We start from the raw sequence: 22,580 nt of genomic DNA on the forward strand, positions 1-22,580 counted from the left end.
TTTAATACGTTAATAAAAGCAGTCAATCATCCATTGATATAGTAAAAAGCGCGCACGGTGTTCCTTGATGAAACACCATTTTCCATTGTTCATTACTTTTGCGCCAAAGCGACATACGTAAGGAGTAGTTGAACTCGCTTCGGGCTGAGCGCCTGTAAGCTGCTTGGTAACTAATTTGCGCGATGTCTTCGCTTAGCATTCGCCCCTTGAAGTGCTGGTTATAAAACTGTGGAACAACCTCAGTAGGTAAACGAGTCAGTACGTGCTGCTTATCAAATACGGTGCCATTAGCTGAAATCTCAATAAATTCATCATCAAGCAAGGCATTTAATGCATCGTTTGATTGGCGTACTTCTGGGTCTAATAATTGCCGTTCAGACTCAATTAAGTGATTAAATAGTGATGCTTTAATTTTATTACCCATACACTTCCCTTTTATCAGTACAGACCTAAGATAATAATACCTTTATTTGCTTTAAATTCGAACGGTTATATTTATAAATGCAGCAACGGGCATTTAAAATTACAGTAAATTTAAACTTTAAGAGACAAAACAGGGTAATAACTTCTCTTAAAGGGCAATTTTTGATATAACTCATCCTTTAGCAATACACGTCAGACCACCATTTAAGAGAACACATTATGGCCTACGCACATATCACAGGTTGGGGTAAATGCATCCCACCAGCAAGCATTAGCAACGATGAAATTAGCGAAATAGTTGATACTAACGATGAGTGGATCACCACACGCACTGGTATCAAGTCGCGTAGAGTGAGTCATGTAAGTACCGCAGAGCTTGCAACCGTTGCAGCTAAGCATGCTATTGATTGTGCAGGCGTTGACGCAAAAGATATCGATTTAGTTATTTTAGCGACGTGTACCCCTTCAACAGTTGTGGCCAATACCGCCTCTTTAGTACAAAAAAACATTGGCGCTACCGGCGCTGCAGCGATAGATACCAATGCTGCATGCTCTGGTTTTTTATATGCCCTTCAGGCTGCTACCGCACAAATTCAAGCGGGAATGATAAAAAAGGCCGTGGTTATTGCTGCTGAGCGTATGACTTGGTATGTAAACTGGGCACGCCGTGACAGTGCTGTATTATTTGGGGATGGCGCTGGCGCCGTAGTACTAGAAGCCGCAGAAACACCTGCAGGCCTACTTGGCACTAAAACCGGTTGTGACAGTGAAGACAGAGACATTTTACACATCACCAACTTTGGTAGTGATTTAAATAAATATGAGCCAATTGGTCCATCAGACTTACTCTTTGAAGGCCGTGAAATTTTCAAACGTGCCGTTAAAGGCATGAGTGAAGCGTGTGATGATGTATTAACGCAAGCTAATTTAAGCCTTGATGACATAAACGTACTTGTCCCGCACCAAGCTAACTTACGTATAATCCAAGCGATTCAGCAGCGTTTGAAAGTGCCGGATGAAAAAGTCATGGTTAACATTGCTGACTACGGTAATACCTCAGCCGCTACAATTGCTATTGCATTGTGTGAGGCCGTAGAACAAGGGTTGATCAAGCCACATTCAAATATTATGTCGGCAGCCTTTGGGGCCGGTTTAACATGGGCCGCAAGCTACATAAAATGGGGCGAGCGTGTAACGCCTATCAAAGTAAGCGATGCAACCTTGCCACCTTGTGAGCTAACAGGCCTTGAGCTTGTAGCTCCAGCCGTTAAAGCATGCCAAGAAGCTGAGCCAAACTAAAAACACATGTAACAAGCTATACATAAACGCACTTTTTGGTGCGTTTTTGTTTTTAAGGACAATAAAATTAAGGAACTAACTTGGAACTATTAGGTATTCATCATGCTGCTATTATTTGCAGTGACTACGCTCGTTCTAAACACTTTTATAGCAACATACTTAAACTTGACGTTATTAACGAGCACTTTAGAGCGGCACGTAATTCGTATAAGTTAGATTTAGCCATGCCTGATGGCAGCCAAATAGAGCTCTTTTCGTTTGACGCAGCCCCTGCAAGACCAAGCTACCCAGAAGCGCAGGGCTTAAGGCATCTGGCATTTAAAGTTAAAAACGTTGCCCAAGCAAAGCAGTATTTAGAGTCACAAAATATAACAGTGGAAGCGATAAGAGTGGATGAAATAACCGGCAAAAAATTTACCTTTTTTGCCGATCCAGATAACCTGCCACTTGAGTTATACGAGGTATAACCCTCGTATAACAAGGTTTATTTAAAGCGACTTTGCAGGTAATTAAATACCGCACGAATCCCTAACGCTTCACCACCTGTTGGGCGACCAGGTAATGCACGTAAATTCCACGCCATTACATCAAAATGTACCCATGGAGTGGTTGGCTCTACAAATTCTTTTAAATAAAGCGCTGCGGTGATGGCCCCACCAAACGGTGTGTTGGCACAGTTAGCCATATCGGCTACATCGCTCTTTAAAAAGCTTTTGTACTGATCAAATAAAGGCAATTGCCATACAGGATCATTTACATCCATACCTGCATCAATAATCCCATTTGCTACATCGCGCTCTGTTGAGAAAAAGCCCGGTAACTCAGTCCCTAAAGCAACACGACAAGCACCTGTTAAGGTCGCAAAGTCAATAATTAGTTCAGGGTTATCGTTTTGTGCCTCGCTAAGTGCATCACACAATACTAAACGCCCTTCTGCGTCGGTATTATCTATTTCTACCATAATGCCTTTACGCGTTTTAATTACATCACCTGGGCGAAATGCATTTCGTGATACCGCGTTTTCAACCGCAGGCACTAAAACGCGTAATCTAATTGGTAAATTAGCTGCCATAATTAACTGAGCTAATGCAATAACATGCGCTGCACCGCCCATGTCTTTTTTCATGTTACGCATGCCCGTGCTTGGTTTTAAATCAAGCCCGCCAGAGTCAAAACATACCCCTTTACCGACTAAGGTAATAAGCGGTGCGTTTTTGTCGCCCCATTTTAAATCAAGTAAACGCGGTTTGTTTTCGCTGGCGCGCCCTACCATGTGTATAGTTGGGTAGTTTTGCTCAAGTAGCTCATCGCCAATCCACTGAGTAAACTCGCCATTATAATTGTTGGCTAAATCTTCCATTACTTGCGATAAGTGCTGCGGCATCATATCGACCGCCGGTGTATTTACTAAATCACGCGCCAAATAAATAGCATCGGCTTGTTGCTTGATACGTTGATACAATGCTTCATCGGCGATGGCCAGTTGTGCCTTGGCAGTTGGTTTTTCTTTATATTCGCTAAATTCATAGCCGCCTAACACAAAACCTAGTGCTACTTGTTCTACAAAGGTATCATCACCCTGAATTTGATACGTGCCCAGCGGTAATTTATTGGCAAGCTCGCCTGCGGCCCAAAAATCATCTTTGCTTTGTAATAAACAATATACGTGGCTTAACTCACCGGTTTGCGCATCTGGCACAAGCGCTAAACCTTGCTTTTCAAAGCCACTATTAGTTAACCATGTTTGTATAAAAGTCGGTTGTTGAGATTGCCAGTCAGTGAACTCGTTTTTGAGAATAAAAGATAAAGGAATACCAGAAGAAGTATGACGAAGTAATGCACTCATTGAAAAGCTCATAAAATAAAAAATGGTATCTCAAAGCATATCAATAAGAGTGACCAAAAGGTATAGCTAATTTAACCTAGTTTATTCTTTATTAGGTGCTTTAGTATGTTGTTTTAAATCCTCTTTAATAATTTCGGCGTCGAGATCTTTGACGGGTTTATTAATGTTAAATGAGCTTGGCAACACATCAACACCTACTAACTGGCCTAGCTTAACCACCAAAGGAATAGTAATAGGTGCAAACGGCAGTACGGCAAATATACCAAGACCAAGCCCCTTTAAAATATCAACAAACTGCTCGTTAGCACGTTTTAACTCTTCTTTGCTGGTTTGGCCTTGCGTGTAACGCTTATAAATAGTGAGCATTTCTATGGTTTCTTGCTTTTCTTGCTCGAGCGCAATTTTAAGCGCCACCATGGCACGACGAAAGCGAAGCTGTTGGCGCTTTTTACTAATTTTAACTACCCGCCAAGGCGCACGGTGAATAACTTTATATAATCGCATAGCGTGTATTTTCACACATAAAGGGTTTTACACAAGAATAATTTACTTAATACGCCCTATACTTTATGCTTTTGCACCATATCAGTGCTTATAAACTCATTTCTATGCAAAACAAACCAAAAGTGGCCATCCCTAAACCCCAAAAACCTAAGCCTGATGAATGTTGCGGTGGAGGTACCTGCTGCCCTTGCGTGTGGGACGAATACAGGCAAAAGTATCGTGACTGGCAAGCGCAAAACCCACCTTCAAACTAACTTAAATAAACAAGTTGATAACATTTACCTACCTGCTTCACGCATTAAATCTTCTAAAAAACACTAAAACCGCACTTTATTAGTTCAAATTAGTTACATACTGCACCATTGTTGCAAATATATTTTATTTTGAACTTTTTGTTATTAAAGCGTTAATTATTAATTGCCCTCAAAGTTTTTTATGTATAGGCTGTACATAGGACTTCACATGAGGTGAGCTTTTAGCTCTAAAAAGTCGAGTAGGTTGACTTTTTATCCCCATGTGAACACGTCCAAAATAATAAATAAGTAGTGTTAATTACTGCATTACGTACAGAATATATTCTAACTGGGGAAAATTAGAATGAAACTTAAAAGCAACACGCTAAATCAAGCAATTAGATTTGCTTTAGCTACAACGACCACAGCTGGTTTGTTTATATCAGGGTCTGCTATTGCAGCAGAAGAAACTGAAACCAAAGTAAACAAAAATGTTGAAAAAATTGCCGTAGTGGGTACGCGTTCAGCGCCACGCTCTATTGGTGATTCACCAGTTCCTATTGATATTATTGGCGGTGAAGAGCTTGAAAAGTCAGGTAACACTGACATGCTTGAACTACTAAAAGGCTCTGTTCCTTCTTTTAATGTTCACCAAAACCCTATTAGTGATGCAGCATCACTAGTACGCCCAGCTAACTTACGTGGTCTGCCCTCAGATAGCACGTTAATTCTTTTAAATGGTAAACGCCGTCACCGTGCTTCAGTTATTGCATTTTTAGGTGGTGGTATTAACGATGGTGCACAAGGTGCTGATATTTCAGTAATCCCAAGTATTGCACTTAAGCAAGTAGAAGTACTACGCGATGGCGCAGCAGCACAATATGGCTCTGATGCAATCGCAGGTGTAATGAACTTCCAACTAAAAGATGCCTCTGAAGGGGGTAAGTTCGAAGTACGTCATGGCCAATACTATGAAGGCGATGGTGACACAACACAGATTTCGGGTAATGTGGGCTTACCATTTACCGATAACGGCTTTGCTAACTTAAGTTTTCAATATAAAACAGCAGATGCAACAAGCCGCTCAGTACAACGCCCAGATGCCGCAGGACTCGCTGCTGCAGGTGTGCCTGACGTTTCTTCGCTTGCCCAAGTTTGGGGTGCACCTGAAGTTGATGACGACATTTCAATTTTTGGTAATGTCGGATTAGAGCTAACAAACGACTCTGAATTTTATATGTTTGGTAACTACTCTGAGCGTGACGTACGCGGTGGTTTTTACTACCGTAACCCACATACTCGCCCAGGTGTTTACTCAAACGATGGCGGTGAAACACTGCTTGTTGCCGATTTAACAGAAGACATGAGCGGTAACTGTCCAACTATCGCGATTGACGATAACGTTTTAGATAACCCAGATTACATTAGCGGTGTTGCTAATAACCCTGATTGTTTTGCATTTAACGAAACCATTCCTGGTGGTTTTACACCTAATTTTGGTGGCAACATCACAGATACCTCTTTAACTATTGGTACAAAAGGTATGTTTACAGGTGGTTTCCTTAAAGATGCTTTTTACGATTTAAGTGGTACGGTGGGCTTAAATGAATCACGCTACTTTATTTACGATACAGTTAATGCCTCATTAGGGGCAGACAGCCCGCGTGATTTTAGCCCAGGTAAATACGAGCAACTAGAGAAAAACTTTAACTTTGACCTTTCAAAAGGCTTTGATTTTGACCTAGCGTACGATGTAAATATTGCCGGTGGTTTAGAATGGCACGAAGAAACATTTACTGTTATTTCTGGTGACGAAGCGTCATTTACAGCAGGTCCTTTAACCGAGCAAGGTTTTGGCATTGGCTCTAACGGCTTCCCTGGTTTTAAACCGTCGGATGCCGGCGAATACACCCGCCGTAACTACGCAGCCTATGTTGATGTAGAAGCACCTTTTACTGAAGAGTTCTTAATGGGCCTTGCAGTACGTTTTGAAGATTACGACAGCTTTGGTTCAACTACCAACTATAAAGTAATGGCACAGTACCACCTTACAGAAGACTTAAATATTCGTGGTTCTGTAAGTACAGGTTTCCGTGCGCCTACTGTTGGCCAAGCAAACGTAAGTAACGTACAAACCAACCTAAGTGACGGTGTGTTACAAGATTCTGCATTATTACCACCTACAAACCCAATTGCTGTGCAACTCGGTGGTACAGAGCTAACACCTGAAGAATCGCAAAGCTACACATTAGGTGCAGTATACACAATTGGTGATTTATTCTTAACGCTTGATTACTACAACATTGACGTAGAAGATCGCATCAGCCAATCAGAAAAAATCGTATTAAGCCAAGCTGATAAAGACACGTTAGAAGCAGCAGGTGTACCTAATGCACAAAGCTATGCGCAAGTAAGCTTTTTCACTAATGACTTTGATACTACAACGCAAGGTATTGACTTAGTAGCTAACTACACAGCTGACATGCTAGGCGGAAGCTCTACATTTAGCCTTGCTTACAACTGGAATGAAACTGAAGTAACTAAGTTCAGCGACATTACCGGAGAGTTTAAAGTTAAGCGCTTAGAAGAAGATTTACCTAACCACCGTGCAACGCTTACTTGGGCACAGCAGTGGGAATCTTTTTCAATGTTTACCCGTGCTAATTACTACGGCGAATACCAAGGTGTTCACGTAGATTACGATGCAACAGCAAAAACAGCTGACGCAGCGGTGACCATTGACGCTGAAATAACGTACTTCTTAAACGAATCTATTAGTTTCTCGGTAGGTGCACAAAACATCTTTGACCAAGACGCTGAAAAACTTGATTTTGAAGACCGTACCGGTATTCCTAACAATAACTGGGGCGGGCAATACTACGAAACGTCTCCATACGGTATTAACGGTGGCTTCTACTACGCGAAAGCAACCTATACGTTCTAATATTTTTTCATGATAAACCAAGGCGAAATGGTAAGACATTTCGCCTTTTTTATTTTATATTAATTAAAAAAACAATAATGCCGCGTCATGCTAATTAAAAAAGCCAATCAATTATTACAGCAAAACAAACTCAAAGAAGCTGAGTTTCATTTTAAAGCAATTTTAAATAGTGACCCACAAAGCGGCGAGGCATTTTTTGGATTAGGTAGAATAGCGCTTAGGCTAGAGCGCTTTGATGCAGCGGTATACTTATTACAAAAAGCATGCGAACGTTTACCTCATATGCTAGAACCTTTACACGCCCTTGCCGATGCTTTTAATGGTGTTCAATCCCCTGACGATGCGCTTAAAGTACTCGAATATGCTAAAAGCCTTGCAAGCCATAACCCGGAGCCTCACTACTACTTAGCCCAGCATTATTTAAACTACGGTGAATTAGACAAGGCGCACACTACATTTGCGCATGCACTAAGTATGGGGATTTATCCTGTAACGGCTTATATATTATTTGAATTAGTTCAATTGGGCCGTTTTAATAAAGAACATAATTATGTGAGCAACCTACACCACTTTTTAACGCAAACGAATAACCTGCGCTTAAAAATGGTGTGTTATTACGCATTAGGCAAAAGCTACGACAAACTAGACGACACAGAGCAAGCATTTAACTATTATGTGCTTGCCAATAAACTTCAAAAAAAGCTTACTCATTTTAAAACCAGTGACTTAGTGCCTTTTTATGAAGCAATTATAACGTATAATACACAACAGCTAATTGCATCTGCCGATCAGACTTTTACCGGCACTATTACGCCCGTGTTTATTATTGGCATGCCCCGAAGTGGCTCTACCTTACTTGAGCAAATGATGGCCAGCCACTCACAGTTTGCCACATTAGGTGAAAACACCAGTGTTGCTAACCAAGTGGTGGCATTTATAGAGCAGCAAACGCAAACCCCTTACCCGCAATGCTTAAGCGCACTTAGTAACGATTTAATCGCAAAAGCTCGCAATATCTATATTGAAGAATTAAAAAAAGCACAGCCTATACGCCCTTTCATTATTAATAAGCTACCGAGTAACTATCAGTCTATTGGCTTAATTTACTTGCTGTTCCCTAATGCTAAATTTATTAATTTAAGTAGGGATTTTAACGCCACTGCTTTTTCGGTATTCAGTAACTACTTTGCCGAAAATGAGCCGTACTTTTGTGATTTAAAAGAATTTAAACTTTACCATGCGTTGTATGCAAAATTAATGGATCATTGGCGCAGCCTGCCCTCATTACCGCTATACGATATTCATTATGAGCAAATAGTTGCCGAGCCTGAGTCGCAGCTAAGTGCTTTATTTTCGTTTTTAGGGTGTGAGTATGAACCGCAATGCTTAGCATTTTATAAGCGTAAGGCTGCTGTTAGCACATTAAGCAAGCAAGCCATTAGGCAGCCAATTAATACACACGCACTTGCGCATTGGGAGCGCTATAAAACACCGCTTTTAAAACAATTTGAATGAGCCTAATTGCCTAACTGTGCTCGTTAAACCAGCTTACAACATCTTTAAACTGTTCATCTCGTGCCTGTGGGTGCGTAAGCATATTAATATGATCGTAATCCACACTGTGGCCATAGCGCTTGCCATAAATTTTGAGGGTTTGTTTTCCAGGCCCTGACTCTGCCATAAACTTTTTGATATCAATAGGCTGCGCCAGAGCTTTGTCGTTTACTGCGCCAATATGAAGTGTAGGGGGGACATGCAGCTTAGCTAACGCACTTGCGTAATCAAAACCATCATCGCTATCTACCCAAGGCCTTTTTTTAGCCCATTGCATACTTTGATAATGCGACTTTTGCGATTCGTTATCGCTGCCCCACTTATAACCTTTCGCATTTAAGTAACCATGCTTTTTAGCGAGTAATGGCGCCATAAAGTACCAAATCACATTCGCTTGCAGTAACTTTTTAGGGTGGTTATTAAATAATGAACGTTTTGAGCCAAAATAGGCACAGGCCTTCACGTCTGTTACATACTCAGGAAAACGAGCAAAAACGCTATTCATTAAAACGCCTCCCCAAGAGTGAGCGATCCAATAGTCAGGCTTTTTGCCCTCCTCTTCCTCTATATAATTAATAAAGGCGGGAATATCTTCAACTATCGCCTCCGTTTGACCATATTTAGCATGACGTGAAATCAGCGGCTTACTTTCACCACGCCCACGCAGGTCTGCTACATAACAACAATATCCTTGCTCCGCCAAAAAAGGCGCTAAACCTTTATTACTGTGAGTATAAAAAATTTTGCCGTTTTCTACTGCTCCATGCATTAAAAACACGACGGGGCCTGCTTTATCATCGTTCGCGATACGGCGTAGATGCAAAGTTTGTTGATTGTTTAATTGAACAAAATGTGATTGCTGAGTGATTGCCACAAATTTTCCTTTGTTATTTTTACTTACTCATCCTACCAGTAGCATGGTTAATTCTAAAGTAAATGGTTGCACTTTTTAGCGGGGCATTTGATACAATTACATTATTATTGAATTGCTAAATTTAAGCTATGAAATCAAAATCAAACAGCAACAAGTTACATCCTCGCAATCAACACTTACATGGCTACGATTTGGACATGTTATGTGAAAAACATAATGCGTTAGCACCTTTTATAATAACAACTCCTGCGGGCAGTAAAAGCATCGATTTTAGCAATAACAAAGCCGTTAAAACGCTTAACCAAGCTCTATTAAAAGCGCACTATAATATAGAATTTTGGGATATACCCGATCAAAACTTATGCCCCCCTATTCCAGGGCGAGTAGATTACATACATCACTTAGCCGATTTATTAAGCACAGATAACCAACAAAACATACCGACAGGACGTAAAATTAAAGCGCTTGATATTGGGACAGGGGCTAACTTAGTTTACCCTCTTACAGGTAGCCACGAGTATAACTGGCACTTTACAGGGAGTGATATAGATGCAAGTTCAATAAAAATTGCAAAGCAAATAGCGCAGTTTAACGGTTTAAAAATCACTTTAAAACATCAAAAAAATGCTTCTTCTATTTTTAAAGGCATTATTAATCAAAAAGATTTATTTCACGTAACTCTGTGTAACCCTCCGTTTCACGCAAGTGCTGATGAGGCTAGCAAAGGCACTGAGCGAAAGTGGAAAAACTTAGGAAAATCACCTAAAAACACCCTTAATTTTAGCGGGCAAAATAATGAGCTATGGTGCGAGGGGGGGGAAGCCCAGTTTATCAGTAATATGATTACTGAAAGCGAGCAATTTGCGGAGCAGGTAATATGGTTTACGTCGCTTGTTTCAAAAAAAGAAACACTTGCTACGTTAGAAAAAAAACTCAGTACACTCCCTATTGCTGAATATAAAATTATAGATATGGCGCAGGGGCAAAAAGTAAGTCGCTTTATTGCGTGGAGTTATTTTGATAAAGCTACCCGAGAACACATTTTTGAAGAGTTTATGTAAACCCATAAAATAATAAGGCTAATAAAGGAATAACAACAATGATAGATTTTCGCTCAGACACCGTTACTCGACCTTCCAAAGCCATGCGCGATGCAATGCATAATGCCCCAGTTGGCGATGATGTATACGGCGATGATCCTAGCGTAAACGAATTAGAGGCATATGCATGTGAGCGCTTTAATTTTAACGCTGCGCTTTATTGTAGCTCTGGCACGCAAGCCAATTTATTAGCTTTAATGGCGCATTGTGAGCGCGGGGACGAATATATTTGTGGACAAAATGCCCATAACTATAAGTTTGAAGGCGGTGGCGCTGCCGTGCTTGGCTCAATACAACCTCAACCTATCGAAAACGAAAAAGACGGCAGCTTATGTTTTAACAAGATTGCCGAAGCTATAAAACCTAACGACTGCCATTTTGCCAACACGCGCTTGCTTAGCCTTGAAAATACCATTGGCGGTAAAGTGCTCCCGCTTGAGTACTTAGCCCAAGCTCACGACTTTGTTAATACGCATAAATTAGCACTGCATTTAGATGGTGCGCGCGCGTTTAATGCAGCCGTTGATCTAAATGTAGATATAACAGCAATTACAAAGCACTTTGATTCTGTTTCAATTTGTTTATCTAAAGGCTTAGGTGCGCCAATCGGCTCGCTATTATTAGGCGCACCAGCATTAATCGACAAAGCTAGGCGCTGGAGAAAAGTACTCGGTGGCGGCATGCGCCAAGCAGGAATGCTTGCAGCCGCTGGTCAATATGCACTTGAGCACAATGTAAATCGCTTGCAAGATGATCACGCTAATGCGCGTTATTTAGCTCAAAAGTTAAATAAATTAAGCGGTTTTACTGTAGATATGAGTAACACCACCAACATGGTGTATGCAACGTACAGTAGTAGTATTAATATTGAAGAGCTTGCACAAGCGCTTAAGCTGCAAGGTATATTATTTAGCCCAAGCAAGCAGCTTAGGCTAGTAACGCATTTAGATATTACGCGCGAAGATATTGATACATTTTTAAATGCCTTAGCGGCCCATATTTAATTCTGCTTTATAATGTTTGCGGCACACCGAAACGTATCGGTCGTTGCCGCCAATTTCTACTTGGTTACCATCGGCAATCGCATTGCCGTTTTCATCTGTGCGCAACACATGATTGGCTTTACGGCCGCAATGACATACTGTTTTAAGTTCAACCAGCTTGTCGGCCCATGCTAGCAAGTACTGAGAGCCTATAAATAACTCGCCTCTAAAATCGCTTCGCAGGCCATAACATAATACTGGAATACCAAGTTCATCAACCACATCAGTTAGTTGCATAACTTGCTCTTTAGATAAAAACTGGCATTCGTCGACCAATACACAGTGGCGTTTTTTTTCGTTTTGAAGGTTTTGAATCAAATCAAATACATTTTTAGATTCATCAAATATATGTGCATCAGCTTGAAGACCGATACGAGACGATACTTTCCCTACACCAGAGCGGTTATCAATGGCAGCCGTTAAAATAACGGGCTCCATGCCGCGCTCACGATAGTTAAACGCAGATTGTAACAAGGTGGTTGATTTACCCGCATTCATCGCAGAGTAGTAAAAGTATAATTGAGCCATTGCCGTGCCTTAAGATAAAAAGTGCGCTTATGCTACCTTAATATACGATTAATACCAATTTCATATCGCTATTTTAGTTAATAAGCGCTTTGATTTTCTTATTACTCAACAGCTTGCAAGTATTTTATGTAAATTTCAGCACTATCAAAGTGCGCTAGCCATTGCCATATCTCTTTACTAAGCTGGCTATTTTGCTGATAAAACTGCTTTGAAAAAATTAAATAACCGTCCGTTGTTTCATAAGGTGGGTAAAGGGGTTTTACATCACTCCCTTTATGTTGATAGCTCGACACTTTTAAGTCATCTACTTGGCATAAGTCAACACTTGCCTGCACAACGCCTTTATCAAGTAATTCAAATGCTTTATCTTTAGAAAACGTATTATGAATGTAAAAAGGCTCTTCTTTTAGCGCGCTGTTCAAGCCATAGCCATTAGGAATGGCAATAGTGAATGCTTTATTTTGGAATACTTCGCGGGTTTTCCATTGTTTATGAAAACGCGCTCGCCCTATTAAGCAGCTACTAAATCGACTCACTGCAAATCTTTCTAGCAATACGCCCTTTTCGTTTGTAGGGTACACAGCAAAACGTTCACGCCCAGCACGATAACTTGCAATAACCGCATTAACACGGTTAAGTTCTAAATCGTTTAGGCACCTGCGCCATGGTTTTCTAACAAATGAAATAGTCACATTGGGTATGCCGGCATCTAATTGCTTTAAAATTTCAATCGAAGCGCCAGGGTTATCTATCGGTACTTCCTGCCCTACCCCTAAAAACATAGGTGCTACGTCTTTGTCTTCGTAGCAAAACACTAAATTCGTTGGGTCAGCCAGCGCAGGGGCTGCAAATGTAAAAGCACAAAACAAGCTGATAAGTCTATATATTCTCATAATATTTTTATTTTAGCTGAGTTACCTAAAGTGTAGCGCGTCGTTTTATAAATGCCTAAGTTAATGATTATAATCTATATTAAACCTTCATGCTTTAACAACCATTGCTTTCTTGCAAGCCCACCAGCGTAGCCTGTTAACTTTGCGTTTGCGCCTATGATCCGGTGGCACGGGACAATAATACTAATAGGGTTTTTACCGTTTGCAGCCCCTACAGCTCTTACCGCCTTTGGATTGTTTAACAGTCGGGCTATATCACCATAAGTACTGGTTTTACCAAAAGGGACACTGAGTAATGCTTGCCACACACTGTTTTGAAAAGGCGTACCATGCGTATCTAATGGCACATTAAAGGTTATTCGCCTGCCATTAAAGTATTCGTTTAATTGCTTTGCGCAAATTAAAGCCGGTTCATTCGTCACCTGCTCAATGGGTGTATGTGTGTAGTGTGTTTTTGGATAAAAACCGACATAGCTCACGCCGTTTTCGGTTGCTTGAATGATAATGTCGTCAATTGGGCTCGAAATAGCGGTTTGGATAATCATGAAAGTTGTTGCCATAGCTGAAAGGTTAAGTATGAGCGAAATGGGGCGCTCAGTTCAGGGTTAAATTGCTGCGTATTTACTAACGCTTTTTTTACGCCCAGATCGCCAGCTAACAATATATCTGGGTTACTTTGCCCGCGCAGTTTGGCGTAGTTAACGGTCCATGGGCCTATCCCTTTTATCTCAAGCCAATTATCTAAAAGGCTATTTTCAGGATTATCGGCGCAGTACTTAGATAAATTTTTTAATGCATTTTTGCGCGATTGCGGCATTTTAAAAAATTCAAAGTCGCAGGTAGCTAAGTCTTCTGGCTGTGGAAAATATATTTTATCAGCATGTTGATCACCACGTTCTGCGACTAACTTTGTAACTAAAGTATGTGCGGCTGCTACACTAACTTGCTGACCTAGCACAGCGCGGATCCCCGCTTCAAAGCTCGACCATATTCCAGGCAATCTTAATCCTTCACTTAAATTAAATGCACCATTTATACTACCCTTCAAGTGAGTTTCTATATGGTTTATGTCAGCATCTACATCGAGCACACGACGAATATTATTAATAACTTTATGTAAATGCTCGGTATTGTCTATCACTATTTCAACTTTAAAATGGTTATTTTTCGCTTTAAAGTGCGCGTTAAAATGGCCTACAGCCCCATTTAACTTAAATGTTCGCCCATAACTATTCGGGGTTATCCACTCCATAGGCGATATTAGTCGCTTTGATAAAAAGCTATGTAAGGCTTGCCAATTGTAGGGGGGCCTAAAGGGAAGCGTTAATATAATCACAGGGCTTGACTCTTTTTTTGTTTTTCTGAGCGTTGATGGCGCTAAATGCAATTGTTGTAAAAAGGCATCATTAAAACGGCGCACACTTTTAAACCCAGCTGCAAAGGCAATATCGGTTATTGGTAATGTGGTTTCTTGAATAAGCTTTTTGGCAAACTGACATTGGTTAAATAAACGATATTGGGTAATAGACACACCAAAGTGCTGGTTAAATATACGCCTCAAGTAACGGCTCGTAATACCCAAGCGAGTAGCAAGTATTTCGCAATTATCATTCTCACCTAGGTCAATTAATTGCTTAGCTCTTAGTGCAGTGGTTTTTACTCCCAGCCAAGCCGCGCTACCTGGCGCACTATCGGGCCGGCAGCGTATACACGGCCTAAAGCCCGCTTGCGCGGCATTGTGCGCGTATTGATAGTACAACACGTTTTTTTCATGTGCAGTAGGTGCGGGACAAATCGGCCGACAATAAATGCCGGTGCTTTTTACGGCAACGTAAAATAAACCGTCAAATCGGGCATCACGGCTTTGCCGCGCTTTTTGCCAATACTGATTATTCATCAAGGGTCTTAATCAATAAAACGTACCTTAGCATAGCAATGTTTTAAACCAGTACTGGCCATTTTCGGTACTCATCTGCTTTTAAAAGTATCATACCAACCCACTTAGTGAGTTAAGCGTGTAAGTATCACTATTGCTCTGCAAAATCGAGCAAGTCTTGGCCTGCGAGACGATAGATTATCCATTCGTTTTGGGCTTTTGCCCCAATGCTATTATAAAAATCGATAGCGGGTTTGTTCCAATCAAGTACTACCCACTCAAAGCGACCACAGTCGTTTTTTATGGCTTTATTAGCCAAGTGCTTCATTATTAGTTTGCCCGCGCCATTGCCACGGCTATCAGGGCTTACATATAAATCCTCTAAATACAATCCATTTTTACCCAACCACGTAGAGTAATTATAAAAATACACCGCAAAGCCAATAGGCTCATCATCTTCAAGGCAAATAACACTGTGTGCTGTTGCCCCCTCACTAAACAGCGTTTTTATAATTGCCTGCTCATCTGTTTTTACTGCATCAGGTTCTTTTTCGTAAATGGCCAGTTCGGTAATAAACTGTAAAATGGTTGGCGCATCGCTTTTTTTAGCGTCGCGTATTTGTATTTGCTTACTCATGTTATTAATCCTAAAAGTACTGCTCTATTTTTTCTTTTAAAATATCAAGCTGAATGGGTTTAGTTAAGTAGTCGTCCATACCGGCATTAATACAACGTTCTTTATCTGAGTTCATTGCATTAGCGGTTAGGGCAATTATTTTTATTGCTTTGTGCTCATCCCCTGCCATACCGTCTCGTATATTAGCAGTGGCGTCAAAGCCATCCATTACCGGCATTTGGCAATCCATTAATACTAAGTCAAAATACCCCTCGTTGTGCTCGCTTAAGGTGTTTATGGCTTCTTGCCCGTTTTGCGCTAGTATCACCTCGCAATTTAGCTTTTTAAGCATTAGTGTAGAAACATGTTGATTAACGGGGTTATCCTCAACTAATAAAATTTTTGCAGGTGTGCCTGATTTTTCTTTTCTTAGTGACGAAATATACCCTGGAGTCACCAGAGGAAGGGGGTCGGTGCTGTCTGAACTTGTTATAACCGATAACGCAGAAATTAAATCGGCGGTTGTAACTGGTTTAGGAAAATACGCTTGAAAACCAATTTTTGAGTAGCGCTGAGCGCCTTCCATACCTGCAATACTGGTCATCATTACCAGTGGCATGGCTTTATAGTCATCATGTGCTTTAAGTACTTTACACAGCTCCATTCCATCCATTTCTGGCATTTGCATGTCTAGCACGGCAATATCAAACATAGTTTGTTTGTTTTCTATGCGCTTTGCACATAGCTCAAGCGCCTGCTTAGCACTACTAGCAAGCGTAACTTTTGCCCCCCAATGTCCTAACTGTTGAGAAATAACTAAGCGGTTAGTCTCGTTATCATCAACTACGAGTACATTTAACGAACTCATATTTATATTAGGGATAATGCGTTCTTTTTCTTCCCCTTCAGCCACTTGCATGGTTGCAGTAAATTCGCTGCCTTTGCCAGGTGCGCTCACCAGTGAAATTTTGCCATTCATTAGCTCACATAACTGTTTACATATAGCAAGCCCTAAGCCCGTGCCTCCGTACTCCCGTGTGGTTGATGCATCCACTTGCGAAAAAGGGGTAAATAATTGCTGTTGTTTTGCCTCGGTTATGCCAATTCCTGAGTCTTTTACTTTTATATTAAGTAGTAGAGCTTGCTCAGTTTTTTCTACAGAAGCACTTACCACCACCTCACCCTGACTGGTAAATTTAACCGCATTACTAATTAAGTTGGTTACCACTTGGCGTATGCGCCCAGGGTCGCCCATTAAGTGTGAAGGCTCTAGCGCGACTAAATCTAAAATAATCTCAATGCCTTTTTCTTGTGCGGTAAAGGCCTGCGCCTCAGCTATTTCGCCAATTAAGTCGCGAGCATTAAAATGTATATGCTCAAGCTCAACTTTGCCTGCTTCCGCCTTTGAAAAGTCGAGTATATCGTTAATAACACCAAGTAAAGAATGAGCACTACTTTTAGCAATAGCGACCTTTTTTTCTATCGGTTTACTTAATGACTCTAACTCAACCAATTCTAACATGCCTAATACGCCATTCATCGGTGTGCGTATTTCATGGCTCATTGTGGCTAAAAATTGGCTTTTTGCCACCGCAGCCTCTTGCGCTTGTACTAAAGCAACTTTTAGCTTTTCAGCGGTTTCTTTACGCTTTTGCGAGACCAATGTGCTACCCACTAACGTAGCCAAAGAGCGCAAATAAGTCTCCTCACTTTGCGTCCAAATGTGCTTTTCTCCGACGGTCTCTGCACATAAAATACCTAAATTACCATCTCCGGATGAAATAACTGCATCCAGCATCGACTCAATATTTAATGGTTGAGTATAGCTTTGGGTAAATTCAACCGTTGCCTTGTGCGAATACACATCGTCAATTGCCACTAGGTTTTGATCAAAAATTGCCTCATAGTAACTTGGAAAATCAGCCTTTTTGAGCACGCCGTCAAAATCTACAAATCCGTTTTGCCGAGTATATAAGCCATGGCATGCCATTTCGTCGCACTGTTTGTTAAGTATCCAAATAGAGGCACGTTCAACATTTAATACCTCTACCATCGACTTTATCGCCAGCTTTTTGACTTGTGCAACGTCGCTATTTTGTACCTCAGGCGAAACCGTTAATGACGCTAAATTTTTGTTATAGGCGTTTGCTTTTTCGCTTTCTAACTCTAGGCGTTTATGTGTATCAATACTTTGGAATGACCCAAAAACACGCACACATTTACCGTCTTTAAATTCCGCCTGCCCCATCGACTTAACCCAGCGCTCTTTACCGGTATAAGTTAAAATGATCAGCTCAACACTCCAGCTTTCACCTAAAGTGACTGCACATTCAAATAAAGTACTGATTTTCTCTCGATGCTCTCCTGGCTTATAAAAATTTATAGCTGTTTCGATGCTAGGCTCAAACTCTTCTGGTACTTCGTGTATTACTTTTACTACATCTGACCAATACATGGTTTGGCTTTCAAGGTTTATTTCCCATGCACCAATTTGGCCTTGTTTACTCATTGCCTCAAGCAAATTTTGCTGGCGGGTAATTTCTGCTTGAGTATTGTGGCGCTCAGTAATATCTGAAATAAAACCATCTAAATACAGTACTTGGTTGTCATCACCATAAATGGCCTGACCTTTTTCGTGTACCCAACGAATATGGCCATCACTTCTTTTTATTCTGTATTCAATCGACCAAGGTAGTTTTTGAGCAATACAAGTACTTACTTGTAGCTCAACCTCTTTGTCGTCTTTGTGAATCATTGAAGCAAAGCTCAGTATTTTATTATTTATAAACGCATCTGGCGTATAACCTGTTATACCTTTTACCTGATCGCTCATATATAACATGGTCCATGCTTTATCAAACTTACACCGATAAATCACGCCTGGAATATTATCTACTAACGAAGCAAAGCGGTCGCGGCTGTACTGTAGTTCAGATTCAATCTGCTTACGCTCGGTAATGTCTAAATGTGTTCCGATCATACGCCGAGGCGAGCCATCTAAGTTCCAGTCGACTACTTTTGCAGTATCAAGCACCCACACCCAGTGGCCATCTTTGTGTTTCATCCGCGCTTCGCTGACATAGTAGTCTGTATCACCGTTAAAATGCGCTTTTAATTTTTGCTCTGAAATAACTAAATCATCAGGGTGTGCATACTTATACCAAGTATCAATTGTTGTTGGCTCTAGCTCACTGAGCTTATAGCCTATTATTTCTGCCCAGCGATTATTAAACGTCACTTTGCTGGTATCTATAAACCAATCCCATATTCCTACAGCGGTGGTATCTATAACTAACTGCAACTGGGTTTTATGCTGTTCAAGTTCAAGCTCTTGTAGTTTCAATGGTGTTACATCGGTGCGAATAGCAATGTAGCTTTGTGGTTTACCGTGCTCATCAAAAAATGGCGCTATGGTAGTATCTACCCAATAAAACCCCCCATGTTTTGCTTTATTACATATTTGGCCGTTCCATACTTCACCCCGTTTAAGGGTTTTATACATGCTTTTAAAAAAACCTTTGTCGTGCCTGCCTGAGTTTAGTAAGCGGTGGTTTTGGCCAATAAGCTCATGTTCTTCATAGCCGCTTATTTCACAAAACTTCTTATTGACAAAAGTAATAGTGCCCGCTAAATCGGTTACTGCAACAATGGCATGTTCATCAAGGGCACTTTTTTGCTCATCTAATTGTTTAAACGCGGTTTGCAAAGCTGAACGTTGCTTTTGCAGTATACTCTGCTGCTCTTCTTTCACTGCCACCATTTTTTGAAGATCGACTGATAACCTATTTAACTCATGGCTATCAGTTAAGGTCGGTACAGTTACTTTCTCGCCATCGGTAATTTTAGTCATTACTGAGGTGAGCTGAATTAAAGGTTTAGATAAGCGCCGACTAAACCACCAAGCTGCACATAAAACAAGCAATAAAGACACTGCATTTGATAAAATTGCCAAACGTTTATAATAACCAAAGTCTTTGAGCATTATGTGTGAAGGTTTTGCCGCTAAAAGTTGCCACCCTTCTACGCCCAAAAAATCTAACTCGCTAACGTGAGCATTATAAGTGGTACCCTGAGTACTGCTGTACTCAAACATTTGTTTATTAGTTAGTGTGGTTTGCGTAAGAACGGGAGCCTCTTCTGCATTCGTTACTGAAGAACGCTCTATTTTATTGTTATGAAGTACAAAAAAACTAACATCATTATGTGTGCTATGAATGGTGCTTAGGCCTTCTAAAAGACCATGCATATTTACTTCTGCTAAAATTACCCCTCCTAGTTTTTGCGCATCACTAAGCCAAGGTATAGCCACAATATTAAACTGTTTACCTTTAAACTCAACAGAGCCGAAAGTGGCTTGCGCTGAGGTACTTACAGAGTTAATAAGCTGGCTCAGTTCACCTTTGTCTATCTGCCCATAAGGCGAGATAATGGGCTGCCCGAATGTAGATGCAGCTATAACCTCAATACTATTTACAAAATCATAGTGAGTAACAAAATGGTTTATTAGTTTGCTTTGTTCAAGAGGGTAATTAGCAAGCTGGTATTTAAAGGTATATAAATCAGTAAGATGATCATCAAACCATAAATTAGTAAACTCAGATGCAATAGAGCTTAATTCGTGAAGCTCTGCATCTGCATTTTTTTTTAAGGTACTATTTACATGCTGTAAGCTGAACCAGGTCAGTAAGCAAAGAGGAACAATAGCCATAAACAAAAAAGTAATGATCAGCTTACTACGCACAGACTGAGCTGTGCCATTTAGCAGCCCATACTTTTTTCCTTCAACCATGCTATATATCCAATAACTGTAAATGCATTATTTGTTACCTACATTAATGCACTAAAACCTAAAAGACGCAAGTTTTAGCCCTCAAAGTGGGAAAAATACACCACTTAATTACAGTTTAAACATCAGTAAGTTGCAATTAAAAATTAATTACTCAAATAGACTAAACGTTTAAATTACGGCAAATTTAACCTTTCTCTTTTTTATATTTTATTGTTAAAAACTAAAGCTCACTATTTATACGAACTTTTACTTATCTAGAACCTTAAAATGTGCTTAAATTTATTCAATTTTTTGGTATAACACCGCTCGCGCTTATATACAATTGTGCGTTTACACGTATAAACCCTAAGCCACATTTGAAAATTTTTTGTGAAAATACTACAAATAAATCACATTTCATAGTTAAACAAAAATGCAAAACTGTTCATAAACCAAGCAGTAACGCAAACTTAAATAAGAATCAAAACCAATTGTAAAGCAATGATTTTTATAGAAAAACTTGCAAAACACATAATTTCAACTACACTGTGCACAATTAAAACAGTTAAGGTGATTTATCATGAAAGGTAATCAAAAAGTAATCGATGCATTTAATACTTTGCTAGCCAATGAGTTAGCCGCAATTGACCAGTATTTTATTCATTCACGCATGTATGATGACTGGGGTTTAGATAAATTATATGTACGCCTTAACCATGAAATGGAAGAAGAAAAAGATCACGCCGATTGGCTTATAAAACGCATCTTGTTTTTAGAAGGTGTGCCTAATATGACTAAACGCCGTGATCTTTTGATTGGTAACGATGTAAAAAGCATGATGCAGAACGACTTAACACTTGAGCTTGAAGTGGTTGCATGTGTTAAAGACGTAATTGCTATTTGTGAAGAACAGCAGGATTATCAGTCTCGCGAAGTATTAGAAAAGCTATTATTTGATACCGAAGAAGACCATGTTTATTGGTTAGAGCAACAACTAGGTCTAATTGATAAAATTGGTACACAAAACTACCATCAAGCACAAATGGGCGAGTAAGGAGCATAAAGTATGAAAGGCGATAAAGACGTTATAGCTGCTTTAAATAAAGTACTTGCTAATGAGCTTGTGGGTATTAACCAATACTTTTTGCATGCCCGTATGTTTAAAGATTTTGGTTTTAGCCAGCTCGATAAAGCAGACTACAAAGTTTCAATTCAAAAAATGAAAAATGCCGACCGTTTAATTGAGCGTATTTTATTTTTAGAAGGCTTACCTAACCTACAAGACTTAGGCCGATTACGCATTGGCGAAAACAGCGAAGAAATGATTGCTGCAAATATGAGCTTTGAGCTAGATACAATTGATGACTTGCGCAGTGCAATTAAGTTAGCTGAAAACAAAAAAGATTATATTAGCCGTGAAGCGCTTGATAATATTTTGAACGAGCAGGAAGAACAAATTGACTGGCTAGAAACCCAGCAATTACTTATTCAAAACACGGGGCTTGAAAATTACTTACAGTCTCAACTGTAAGGTAAGTTTAGGCCATAAAAAAAGCAGCTTTATAAGCTGCTTTTTTTGTATCAGAATTTTGTAATAATGAATTAAGCGACTTGATCGGTACTATCTGCAATCTCAATAAGTTTGCGATTTAGGATCTTTTTAGTACAACAACAACACTTACCGCATTGGCTGCCTACTTTAAGCTCTTTAGTTAATTCACGCATGGTAGTTGCACCATCGTCAATTGTTTGCTCAATTTTTTTATCAGTCACCCCGTGACAAAGACAAACATACATGAATAAAAACTACTCTCAATTTCATTTAGTAGCTGCATATTAATCTAAACAATAATGGTTATCAATTGTTTCGCAGTAAAAATCTTATTTTTCGAAAATTTTTTGATCAGTGCCACTTAAATCGAGAATTCACGGCGCGTTGAGAACTTATTGATTTATAATGAAATATGGCACTTAAATTGAGATTTATTAACTAAATTACACTCTAAAAATAATTATGTTTTTTATTAGGTAAATTTCTTAAACAACGAGAAATCGCTTGAAAACATCTATTACAGTAAG

At 40.0% G+C, this 22,580-nt stretch carries 20 protein-coding genes; 9 read left to right on the forward strand and 11 right to left on the reverse strand.

Annotated features, from left to right (window positions below; all coding sequences use genetic code 11):
* Nucleotides 1-22: 22 nt before the first annotated feature.
* Nucleotides 23-424, reverse strand: a complete 402-nt coding sequence (locus tag AN393_RS10730) for a DUF4440 domain-containing protein (RefSeq protein ID WP_055013831.1) — start codon at nucleotides 422-424, stop codon at nucleotides 23-25.
* A gap of 218 nt (nucleotides 425-642) precedes the next feature.
* Between AN393_RS10730 and AN393_RS10735 the strand changes: the two genes are divergently transcribed.
* Both AN393_RS10735 and AN393_RS10740 read left to right on the forward strand, forming a co-directional pair.
* Nucleotides 643-1,722, forward strand: coding sequence for a ketoacyl-ACP synthase III (locus tag AN393_RS10735; RefSeq protein WP_055018034.1), 1,080 nt, complete (start codon nucleotides 643-645; stop codon nucleotides 1,720-1,722).
* Between the two features lie 80 nt (nucleotides 1,723-1,802).
* Nucleotides 1,803-2,189, forward strand: coding sequence for a VOC family protein (locus AN393_RS10740; protein WP_055013833.1), 387 nt, complete (start codon nucleotides 1,803-1,805; stop codon nucleotides 2,187-2,189).
* Between the two features lie 17 nt (nucleotides 2,190-2,206).
* On the opposite strand, the gene AN393_RS10745 is transcribed toward AN393_RS10740, so the two are convergent.
* Together AN393_RS10745 and AN393_RS10750 are read right to left on the reverse strand one after the other, a co-directional pair.
* The gene (locus AN393_RS10745) at nucleotides 2,207-3,568 is read right to left on the reverse strand and encodes a M17 family metallopeptidase (RefSeq protein ID WP_055018035.1); all 1,362 of its coding nucleotides are present in this window, start codon (nucleotides 3,566-3,568) and stop codon (nucleotides 2,207-2,209) included.
* An 81-nt stretch (nucleotides 3,569-3,649) separates the two neighbouring features.
* Nucleotides 3,650-4,072 carry a hypothetical protein gene (locus AN393_RS10750; protein WP_055013859.1) on the reverse strand — a complete coding sequence of 141 codons (423 nt, stop codon included), beginning with the start codon at nucleotides 4,070-4,072 and terminating at the stop codon, nucleotides 3,650-3,652.
* A 104-nt stretch (nucleotides 4,073-4,176) separates the two neighbouring features.
* Between AN393_RS10750 and AN393_RS20065 the strand changes: the two genes are divergently transcribed.
* From AN393_RS20065 to AN393_RS10760, 3 genes are all read left to right on the forward strand, one after another.
* Nucleotides 4,177-4,326, forward strand: coding sequence for an oxidoreductase-like domain-containing protein (locus AN393_RS20065; RefSeq protein WP_082422710.1), 150 nt, complete (start codon nucleotides 4,177-4,179; stop codon nucleotides 4,324-4,326).
* Between the two features lie 343 nt (nucleotides 4,327-4,669).
* Nucleotides 4,670-7,249 (forward strand): TonB-dependent siderophore receptor, encoded by a 2,580-nt coding sequence (locus tag AN393_RS10755; protein ID WP_055013835.1) that lies wholly within the window; start codon nucleotides 4,670-4,672, stop codon nucleotides 7,247-7,249.
* Between the two features lie 87 nt (nucleotides 7,250-7,336).
* The gene (locus AN393_RS10760; RefSeq protein WP_055018036.1) at nucleotides 7,337-8,764 is read left to right on the forward strand and encodes a sulfotransferase; all 1,428 of its coding nucleotides are present in this window, start codon (nucleotides 7,337-7,339) and stop codon (nucleotides 8,762-8,764) included.
* Between the two features lie 10 nt (nucleotides 8,765-8,774).
* On the opposite strand, the gene AN393_RS10765 is transcribed toward AN393_RS10760, so the two are convergent.
* Entirely contained in the window at nucleotides 8,775-9,677 is a 903-nt protein-coding gene (locus AN393_RS10765) for an alpha/beta fold hydrolase (protein ID WP_055018037.1), read from the reverse strand.
* 128 nt (nucleotides 9,678-9,805) lie between these two features.
* Here AN393_RS10765 and rlmF point away from each other — a divergent pair, with 128 nt between their 5' ends.
* Nucleotides 9,806-10,738, forward strand: coding sequence for a 23S rRNA (adenine(1618)-N(6))-methyltransferase RlmF (rlmF, locus tag AN393_RS10770; protein ID WP_055018038.1), 933 nt, complete (start codon nucleotides 9,806-9,808; stop codon nucleotides 10,736-10,738).
* A 38-nt stretch (nucleotides 10,739-10,776) separates the two neighbouring features.
* Complete coding sequence (gene ltaE, locus AN393_RS10775) at nucleotides 10,777-11,781, forward strand: low-specificity L-threonine aldolase (protein WP_055018039.1); 1,005 nt, start codon at nucleotides 10,777-10,779, stop codon at nucleotides 11,779-11,781.
* Here the strand turns inward: ltaE and AN393_RS10780 are convergent.
* The 6 genes from AN393_RS10780 to AN393_RS10805 all read right to left on the reverse strand — a co-directional run bounded on the left by AN393_RS10780 (nucleotide 11,764) and on the right by AN393_RS10805 (nucleotide 20,522).
* Complete coding sequence (locus AN393_RS10780) at nucleotides 11,764-12,348, reverse strand: thymidine kinase (protein WP_055013840.1); 585 nt, start codon at nucleotides 12,346-12,348, stop codon at nucleotides 11,764-11,766. The two genes, ltaE and AN393_RS10780, sit on opposite strands and share 18 nt — an antisense overlap.
* 101 nt (nucleotides 12,349-12,449) lie before the next feature.
* The gene (locus AN393_RS10785; RefSeq protein ID WP_055013841.1) at nucleotides 12,450-13,241 is read right to left on the reverse strand and encodes a hypothetical protein; all 792 of its coding nucleotides are present in this window, start codon (nucleotides 13,239-13,241) and stop codon (nucleotides 12,450-12,452) included.
* A 74-nt stretch (nucleotides 13,242-13,315) separates the two neighbouring features.
* Nucleotides 13,316-13,786, reverse strand: a complete 471-nt coding sequence (locus AN393_RS10790) for a methylated-DNA--[protein]-cysteine S-methyltransferase (protein ID WP_055018040.1) — start codon at nucleotides 13,784-13,786, stop codon at nucleotides 13,316-13,318.
* Entirely contained in the window at nucleotides 13,783-15,138 is a 1,356-nt protein-coding gene (locus tag AN393_RS10795) for a DNA-3-methyladenine glycosylase 2 family protein (RefSeq protein ID WP_055018041.1), read from the reverse strand. Before AN393_RS10795 ends, AN393_RS10790 begins: the two co-directional genes overlap by 4 nt.
* 130 nt (nucleotides 15,139-15,268) lie before the next feature.
* Nucleotides 15,269-15,754, reverse strand: a complete 486-nt coding sequence (locus tag AN393_RS10800) for a GNAT family N-acetyltransferase (RefSeq protein ID WP_029774246.1) — start codon at nucleotides 15,752-15,754, stop codon at nucleotides 15,269-15,271.
* 10 nt (nucleotides 15,755-15,764) lie between these two features.
* Nucleotides 15,765-20,522 (reverse strand): PAS domain-containing protein, encoded by a 4,758-nt coding sequence (locus tag AN393_RS10805; RefSeq protein WP_055018042.1) that lies wholly within the window; start codon nucleotides 20,520-20,522, stop codon nucleotides 15,765-15,767.
* 559 nt (nucleotides 20,523-21,081) lie between these two features.
* On the opposite strand from AN393_RS10805, the gene bfr (AN393_RS10810) reads away from it, so the two are divergent.
* Nucleotides 21,082-21,555, forward strand: coding sequence for a bacterioferritin (gene bfr, locus AN393_RS10810; protein WP_055018043.1), 474 nt, complete (start codon nucleotides 21,082-21,084; stop codon nucleotides 21,553-21,555).
* 12 nt (nucleotides 21,556-21,567) lie between these two features.
* Nucleotides 21,568-22,032 carry a bacterioferritin gene (gene bfr / locus AN393_RS10815; protein WP_004588793.1) on the forward strand — a complete coding sequence of 155 codons (465 nt, stop codon included), beginning with the start codon at nucleotides 21,568-21,570 and terminating at the stop codon, nucleotides 22,030-22,032.
* A gap of 71 nt (nucleotides 22,033-22,103) precedes the next feature.
* Here the strand turns inward: bfr (AN393_RS10815) and AN393_RS10820 are convergent, their stop codons facing one another.
* Complete coding sequence (locus AN393_RS10820; protein ID WP_055018044.1) at nucleotides 22,104-22,298, reverse strand: (2Fe-2S)-binding protein; 195 nt, start codon at nucleotides 22,296-22,298, stop codon at nucleotides 22,104-22,106.
* Between the last annotated feature and the right edge of the window lie 282 nt (nucleotides 22,299-22,580).

The organism is Pseudoalteromonas sp. P1-25 (assembly GCF_001401805.1).
Lineage (GTDB): Bacteria > Pseudomonadota > Gammaproteobacteria > Enterobacterales > Alteromonadaceae > Pseudoalteromonas.

Coding starts and splice junctions, on each gene's coding strand:
- AN393_RS10785 (WP_055013841.1), bottom strand. CDS start 13,241: ATGAGAATATATAGACTTATCAGCTTGTTTTGTGCTTTTACATTTGCA.
- AN393_RS10780 (WP_055013840.1), bottom strand. CDS start 12,348: ATGGCTCAATTATACTTTTACTACTCTGCGATGAATGCGGGTAAATCA.
- rlmF (WP_055018038.1), top strand. CDS start 9,806: ATGAAATCAAAATCAAACAGCAACAAGTTACATCCTCGCAATCAACAC.
- ltaE (WP_055018039.1), top strand. CDS start 10,777: ATGATAGATTTTCGCTCAGACACCGTTACTCGACCTTCCAAAGCCATG.
- AN393_RS10805 (WP_055018042.1), bottom strand. CDS start 20,522: ATGGTTGAAGGAAAAAAGTATGGGCTGCTAAATGGCACAGCTCAGTCT.
- AN393_RS10735 (WP_055018034.1), top strand. CDS start 643: ATGGCCTACGCACATATCACAGGTTGGGGTAAATGCATCCCACCAGCA.
- AN393_RS10790 (WP_055018040.1), bottom strand. CDS start 13,786: ATGATTATCCAAACCGCTATTTCGAGCCCAATTGACGACATTATCATT.
- AN393_RS10800 (WP_029774246.1), bottom strand. CDS start 15,754: ATGAGTAAGCAAATACAAATACGCGACGCTAAAAAAAGCGATGCGCCA.
- AN393_RS10730 (WP_055013831.1), bottom strand. CDS start 424: ATGGGTAATAAAATTAAAGCATCACTATTTAATCACTTAATTGAGTCT.
- AN393_RS10745 (WP_055018035.1), bottom strand. CDS start 3,568: ATGAGTGCATTACTTCGTCATACTTCTTCTGGTATTCCTTTATCTTTT.
- AN393_RS10795 (WP_055018041.1), bottom strand. CDS start 15,138: ATGAATAATCAGTATTGGCAAAAAGCGCGGCAAAGCCGTGATGCCCGA.
- AN393_RS10750 (WP_055013859.1), bottom strand. CDS start 4,072: ATGCGATTATATAAAGTTATTCACCGTGCGCCTTGGCGGGTAGTTAAA.
- AN393_RS10760 (WP_055018036.1), top strand. CDS start 7,337: ATGCTAATTAAAAAAGCCAATCAATTATTACAGCAAAACAAACTCAAA.
- bfr (WP_055018043.1), top strand. CDS start 21,082: ATGAAAGGTAATCAAAAAGTAATCGATGCATTTAATACTTTGCTAGCC.
- AN393_RS10820 (WP_055018044.1), bottom strand. CDS start 22,298: ATGTATGTTTGTCTTTGTCACGGGGTGACTGATAAAAAAATTGAGCAA.
- AN393_RS20065 (WP_082422710.1), top strand. CDS start 4,177: ATGCAAAACAAACCAAAAGTGGCCATCCCTAAACCCCAAAAACCTAAG.
- bfr (WP_004588793.1), top strand. CDS start 21,568: ATGAAAGGCGATAAAGACGTTATAGCTGCTTTAAATAAAGTACTTGCT.
- AN393_RS10755 (WP_055013835.1), top strand. CDS start 4,670: ATGAAACTTAAAAGCAACACGCTAAATCAAGCAATTAGATTTGCTTTA.